A 6,567-nucleotide genomic window follows, 5' to 3' on the forward strand; every position below is an offset into this window, starting at 1 on the left:
CATCGGCGCCACCTGCCATAGCCAGATCGAACTGGCCGAACAGGCCGCGAAGGAAGGCGCCAGTTACGTCGCCTTCGGGCGCTTCTTCAATTCCACGACCAAACCCGGCGCCCCGGCCGCCACCGTTGACATGCTGGCCGAGGCGCGCACACGCCTGCACCTACCGATCTGCGTGATCGGCGGCGTCACCCTGGAAAACGCCGAACCGCTGGTGGCCCACGGGGCCGACCTGCTCGCCGTGGTGCACGGCCTGTTCGGCGCCGACAGCACCCAGGAAGTCACGCGCCGCGCCCGTGCTTTCAACGCCCTTCTTAAGATTTGATTTCAGAGAGACTTCCATCATGTCCCGTTCCGAAACCCTGTTTGCCAATGCCCAGAAACACATCCCCGGCGGTGTGAACTCCCCCGTGCGTGCGTTCAAGAGCGTGGGCGGCACGCCATTGTTCTTCAAGCATGCCGAAGGCGCCTATGTCACCGACGAAGATGACAAGCGCTATGTCGACTACGTCGGCTCCTGGGGCCCGATGATCCTCGGTCACAGCCATCCGGAGGTGCTGGACGCCGTTCGCCAGCAACTGCAGCACGGTTTGTCCTACGGTGCTCCGACCGCGATGGAAACCGAGATGGCCGACCTGGTCTGCTCGATCGTGCCGTCGATGGAAATGGTGCGCATGGTCAGCTCCGGCACCGAAGCCACCATGAGCGCGATCCGCCTGGCCCGTGGTTTCACCGGCCGCGACAGCATCATCAAGTTCGAAGGTTGCTACCACGGCCACTCCGACAGCCTGTTGGTAAAAGCCGGTTCCGGCGCCCTGACCCAGGGCGTACCGAGTTCGGCCGGCGTGCCGGCGGCGTTCGCCAAACACACCCTGACCCTGCCATTCAACGACATTGACGCCGTCGCGCAGATGCTCGCTGACGTCGGTCAGGAGGTGGCCTGCATCATCGTCGAGCCGGTCGCCGGCAACATGAATTGCGTCCCGCCGGCCCCGGGTTTCCTTGAAGGTCTGCGCGAGCAGTGCGACAAACACGGCGTGGTGCTGATTTTCGATGAAGTGATGACCGGTTTCCGCGTGGCCCTCGGTGGCGCCCAGGCGCACTACGGCGTCACGCCGGACCTGAGCACCTTCGGCAAGATCATCGGCGGCGGCATGCCGGTGGGCTGCTTCGGCGGCAAGCGCGAGATCATGCAGCACATCGCCCCGCTGGGCCCGGTGTACCAGGCCGGCACGCTGTCCGGTAACCCGCTGGCGATGGCGGCCGGCCTGACCACCCTGCGTCTGATCAGCCGTCCGGGCTTCCATGCCGAACTGACCGACTACACCACCCGCCTGCTGGACGGCCTGCAAGTGCGTGCCGACGCCGCCGGTATCCCGTTCGTCACCACCCAGGCCGGCGGCATGTTTGGCCTGTACTTCAGCGGTGCCGACGACATCGTCACCTTCGATGACGTCATGGGCAGCGATGCCGACCTGTTCAAGCGTTTCTTCCACCTGATGCTCGAAGGCGGCGTGTACCTGGCGCCGAGTGCCTTTGAGGCCGGCTTCACGTCGATCGCCCATGGCGAAGCCGAGCTGAAGCTGACCCTGGACGCTGCCGAGCGCGCCTTCGCGGCCCTGAAATAAGTGACGGCAACCCTCTGACGCTGCCCGTGGCGGCGTCAGATTTGCTACTTTGCCTACAGAGATTTCCCGGTTTTTTCGAGAATTGCCCTGCAATCCGGCAGATAACTTGCCCAAGCAGCAGAAAAACGAGTAAAGACTTTGTAAGCAGAGGCCTGCTTATTTCATAATGCGCGCTTATTGGACTCCCCGAGGGTCCGCGCGCCCCGTCAGAGGTAAGTCGATTCCCATGAAACGCACCGGCCGCACCCTGGTTCTGGGCTGCCTGTTGCTCCTTCAGCCGCTGCTGGCGCATGCACAAGCAGGCGGCAACTCGTTGTTAATTCCAGCGATGGGTCGTTGCACCCTTAATACCCAGCCCGACACCCAGGCCGAAGCCCTGAGCGCGTGCCAGAAACAGGCTGACGAAGGGGATGCGCAAGCGCAATACGAGTTGGGCGAATACTTCCACGACAGTAAGAACCCGGCCGTCGATCTCAACAAAGCGTTGAGCTACTTCGAAAAAGCTTCGCTGCAAGGCCATGCACAGGCGCAATTCCAGCTCGGCAACATGTTCTTCCGTGGCGAAGGTGTGCCGGCCAATAACGTCCAGGCCTACATCGTGCTGAAAATGGCGGCCGTCAACGGCGCCGAAGACGCCTTGGACACCGCCGACGAAGTGGCCGAGCACATGCAGCGCGATGAACTGGAAGTGGCCACCCAGGTGCTGGGGCAGATCTTCCGCAATTACCTGCAGGAACTGCAGAGTGCCGATGGGCGCTCACCCTTCTCCCCCCTGCCCTGATCACGGCGATAACAGATAGCCCTGCCGATACGCCGCAGGCCCCGCCACATGGGCGATGGTCATACCGGCGCTCGCCATTCGGCGCACTGAGCGCACATACAACAGTCCTTCACGTGCACACGCTACCGGCGTTACGCGATCAGTGACTGGATCGATGATGTGCGCCAGCGCCTGTCCAGCTTTGAGGTAATCGCCCACCTGCGCGCAAAATACAATCAAGCCTCCCACCGGACTCACCACCGGCTCAACCCCGGCCAAGGGTGTGGGCGGGTTCAGCAACGCCGGCGGTGGCGGCGCCTGGCCATCAATCGCGCCGCGCAGCGTCAAATAGTTGATCAGTGCCTGACAGTCCTGGCGAGCCAGCCCATCCTCCACATCGGCCACACCGCGCAGCTCCACGGTCGCGGCAAATCCCGGCGCGGCCAAACGCCCCGGGAAACACGCCTGCATCTGCGCCCAGAACAGGGTGTAGCAATCGTCGAACGAGTGCCCGCCCGCGTCTTCGCTCATAAAGCAGGCTTGCGCGCCGAGGTACTGCGCCAGCGGCTCCACCTGCGGCCAGGCGTGCGGCGCCAGGTACAGATGCTGTACGGCCTCGAAATCACAATGCAGGTCCAGCACCACATCGGCATCACACGCCAATGTTTGCAGGATCAAGCGCATTGACTGCAGTTGCGTCGCCGGCACTTGGTCGACAAGGGTTTGCCGCAGGGTCGAACGGATCAGTTGCAGATTATGCGCAGGGTCTGCGGTCAGCGCGTCCTGCACCTGATCCGCGACCTGCCGGCTGACATCGATAAAGAAGCGATTGAAGTTCTCTCGACTGTCGTTATCGAAGCGTCCCTGCGGCACGTCCATCAACACCTGTTCCAGCCCCAGCGGATTGGCCACCGGCACCAGCACCACCTCCCAGCGCAGCGCCCCGGCCGCGTCCAGATGCGCCAGTCGCTGTTTCAGATGCCAGCACACCAGCATCCCCGGCAGTTCATCGGCATGCAGGGAGGCCTGGATATACACCTTGCCCGGCGCATCGGCCGGGCCGTAATGAAAACTATGGATCTGCCGTGCCGTGCCGGGTACAGCGCTCAACAACCTGTGATTTTGAGTGTGCATGACGCCCCCTATCGGCCCGCATCGAGAAAACTTAGCCAACGCCGTTCAGCCAGGCGAAACAGGCCGACCAGGGCAAACGTAATGCTCAGATAAAGGACGGCGGCCAGGCCGAAGGATTGGAAGGTAAGAAAGGTGGCGGCATTGGCATCCCGCGCGACTTTGAGGATGTCCGGCACCGTGGCCGTGAACGCCAGGGTGGTGGAATGCAGCATGAAAATTGCTTCATTGCTGTAGTACGGCAATGATCGGCGCAGGGCCGAAGGCATGATCAGGTGCACGTACAGTTTCCACCCGTCAAAACCCAGGGACCGCGCGGCCTCGATTTCCCCGCGAGGCATTGCGCGAATGGCGCCCGCCAGAATCTCTGTGGTGTAGGCGGCGGTATTCAGCGCGAATGCGAGCAGGGTGCAGTTGAGGGCTTCGCGGAAAAACGCATCGAGCAACGGCTGTTCGCGCACGGCGGCCAGGCTGTAGATACCGGTGTAGAAAATCAGCAACTGGATGTACAGCGGCGTGCCACGAAACAGGTAGGTATAGCCTTGCACCGGCCAGCGCAGCCAGCGCCGGGCGGATGTCCTGGCGATGGACAACGGCAACGCCAGCAGCAGGCCCAGGCCTAACGACGCGCTGGTCAGCCACAAGGTCATGGCCAGGCCGGTGATCTGGTAGCCGTCGGAATAAATCAACGGTCGCCAGTACTCCTGGATGAGTTCCATCATCGTGACGGCTCCTGCACGCCGCCGGCGTAACGACGCTCCAGCCAACCCAGTATCAGGTTTGAAGCACTGCTGAGCAGCAGGTACACCACCGCCGCCAGCAGCAGGAAGGCCAGCAGTTGCTGGCTGCTTTTGCCCGCCACCTGGGCGACTTTCACCAGGTCCGCCAAGCCGATGATCGACACCAGCGCTGTGGCCTTGAGCAGGACCATCCAGTTATTGCCCAACCCCGGCAAGGCGAACCGCATCATTTGCGGGAAGATCACATGCACGAAGCTCTGGCGGAAGGTCAAACCAAGGGCCTTGGCCGCCTGGAACTGGCCGCGCGGTACAGCCAGCAAGGCGCCGCGAAAGGTTTCGGTGAAATAGGCGCCGTAGATAAACCCCAGTGTCAGCACGCCCGCGCTGAAAGGGTCAATGTCGATGTACGCCCAGCCCAACCCGGCGGTCAGACGGCTCAAGCCGGTTTGCAGCCCGTAAAAAATCAACAGCATCAGCAACAGGTCCGGCACACCGCGTATCAACGTGGTGTAGAGCTGCGCGCACAAACGCCACGTGCGCACCCCGGACAGCTTGGCGCCGGCACCGAGCAGGCCGAGGACAAGCCCCAGCAGCAACGACAACAGCGCCAGTTGCAGGGTGATCCACACGCCATGCAGTAACATCGGCGCAAAGGCGCCCAGGGTCGCGACGAATTGGGAGAAGGTCGGTAGCATGTTTTGCCCTCGTTGGCCTGGAGGGCGGTTATTGGCCGCTGAACATGTTCACGCCGGGAAAATACTGCTCCTGCAGGCGGGCGTAGGTGCCGTCGGCGTGGAGCGCCGCCAGCGCCTTATCCAGCAGCGCCTTGAGCCCCTGGTTGCCCTTGGCGATGCCAATGCCGCTCTTGGACGGCATCAGCTCGCTCTCGATGATCGGCCCCAGTACGAACCCGGCGCCCTGGGGCGAACGCAAGAACCCGCTTTGCGCTTGCTGCGCATCTTGCAGCGAAGCCTGCAAACGGCCTGTTTGCAAGTCGGCATACACCTGCTCCTGATCGGCGTAAGCCACCACCTTGATGCCTTGGCCGGCGAGCACCTTAAGGGCATACATTTCCTGGGTACTGCCCTGCAGATAGCCGACGGCCGTGCCTGTGGAAAGCTCGGTACCAGGACGGAACACCATGGCGGTAGGGCTGGAAAAGACTTCCGAGGAAAAATCGATAACCTTTTGCCGCGCGGCAGTGATGGTCATTGAAGCCAGGATTGCGTCAATCTTGCCGGCGTTCAGGCTGGGGATCATTGCGTCGAAGTCGCTTTCAACCCATTGGCAGCGCACATTCAACTGCGCGCAGATAGCTTGACCGATATCAATTTCAAAGCCGGTCAACGTTCCCGTACTGTCTTTATAAGCAAAGGGCGCGTAGTTGGGATCGGCAGCAAAACGAATCACTTCATAGTCTTTGGCCAGAAGCGATGTATTGAATAAAAACGTGGTGATTAACAGCAGGAGTATTTTTTTCATTATTGTATTCCTCGTTATAGATGAAACAGCTGAACTTACTGCACCTCAATAAATGGAATTTCTCGTTTAACCACTAACGACCCAGCCGGCGCGTCGAACTCGCGGGCGCTTCGATGCCCTGAATACACCGCTGCTGCAATCGTGCCGGGCGCCACGCAATCACCGACCAGCGCCAGCGTGCCGATACCCGCCGCCTGCAACCGTTCGGGGGTGTTATTCAATGCCTGATACAACGCCTGTTCAGGCGCTCGGGAGGTCACCAGCAGCAAGGATGCGGCGCCGATGAACCGTGTGCGCTCGGTGTAGACACACCCTGCCATCACCCCCTCCGGCATCGCCCGGACCAGCGTATGGGAGGGGATGATCGTGACATTCAACTCCATCAGACGACGCTGGATGCGATGCTGCTCGAGGGTGTTGTGCGTCCAGGCCGCCACATCCGCCGCCGGGGTGACGAAGATCACCTCCACGCCTCGCGCCACCAGGTGCTCGGCCAGCACGCTGCCCATGTAGTAGTGGTCATCATCGAACAGCAGCACCGGCGAAGCCGGCAGCACACCCGCCATCACCTCGTCCGGCGTCAGCACTGGCAGGCACTCAAGGCCCGGTAATGCCTGGCGCAGGGCGCGCCCCAGGCCGTCCCGCCGCCAATGTGAGCCGGTGGCGATAAATACGTGCTCGGCGGCGAAATCCAGCACATCCTCGGCCTGCAGCTGACTTTCCCGATAAATCTCCACCGAGGGCAGGCGGCTCAAGGCGTCCAGTCGATAATCGACGACCCGCGCCCAACTCGCCAAACCAGGCAGCCGGGCCTCCAGCGCTACCCGTC

The 6,567-nt window shown here is 61.9% G+C and carries 7 protein-coding genes and 1 pseudogene; 3 read left to right on the top strand and 5 right to left on the bottom strand.

Annotated elements, in window-relative coordinates; genetic code table 11:
• From BFP96_RS01105 to BFP96_RS01115, 3 genes are all read left to right on the top strand, one after another.
• Positions 1-322, top strand: a 322-nt coding sequence (locus tag BFP96_RS01105; RefSeq protein WP_170875968.1) for a thiamine phosphate synthase, incomplete at its 5' end; no start/stop codon positions are given.
• 19 nt (positions 323-341) lie between these two features.
• Positions 342-1,625, top strand: a complete 1,284-nt coding sequence (gene hemL / locus BFP96_RS01110; protein ID WP_065895184.1) for a glutamate-1-semialdehyde 2,1-aminomutase — start codon at positions 342-344, stop codon at positions 1,623-1,625.
• 226 nt (positions 1,626-1,851) lie between these two features.
• Positions 1,852-2,406 carry a tetratricopeptide repeat protein gene (locus BFP96_RS01115; RefSeq protein ID WP_065886862.1) on the top strand — a complete coding sequence of 185 codons (555 nt, stop codon included), beginning with the start codon at positions 1,852-1,854 and terminating at the stop codon, positions 2,404-2,406.
• On the opposite strand, the gene BFP96_RS01120 is transcribed toward BFP96_RS01115, so the two are convergent.
• The 5 genes and pseudogenes from BFP96_RS01120 to BFP96_RS01140 form a co-directional block, all read right to left on the bottom strand.
• Complete coding sequence (locus BFP96_RS01120) at positions 2,407-3,519, bottom strand: succinylglutamate desuccinylase/aspartoacylase family protein (protein ID WP_065935418.1); 1,113 nt, start codon at positions 3,517-3,519, stop codon at positions 2,407-2,409.
• Positions 3,520-3,527: 8 nt separating this feature from the next.
• Positions 3,528-4,238, bottom strand: coding sequence for a histidine ABC transporter permease HisM (gene hisM / locus BFP96_RS01125; RefSeq protein WP_065935419.1), 711 nt, complete (start codon positions 4,236-4,238; stop codon positions 3,528-3,530).
• Positions 4,235-4,951: an ABC transporter permease gene (locus BFP96_RS01130; RefSeq protein WP_065935420.1), complete on the bottom strand. Its 717-nt coding sequence runs from the start codon at positions 4,949-4,951 to the stop codon at positions 4,235-4,237. The genes hisM and BFP96_RS01130 overlap by 4 nt, the downstream gene beginning before the upstream one ends.
• Before the next feature lie 28 nt (positions 4,952-4,979).
• Positions 4,980-5,738, bottom strand: a complete 759-nt coding sequence (locus BFP96_RS01135) for a transporter substrate-binding domain-containing protein (RefSeq protein WP_065935421.1) — start codon at positions 5,736-5,738, stop codon at positions 4,980-4,982.
• Between the two features lie 35 nt (positions 5,739-5,773).
• Positions 5,774-6,567 (bottom strand): annotated as a pseudogene (locus BFP96_RS01140) (trimethylamine dehydrogenase); the annotation flags it as partial.

Origin of the sequence: Pseudomonas sp. 34 E 7 (assembly GCF_900005715.1) — a bacterium.
Taxonomy (GTDB): Bacteria; Pseudomonadota; Gammaproteobacteria; order Pseudomonadales; family Pseudomonadaceae; genus Aquipseudomonas; species Aquipseudomonas orientalis_A.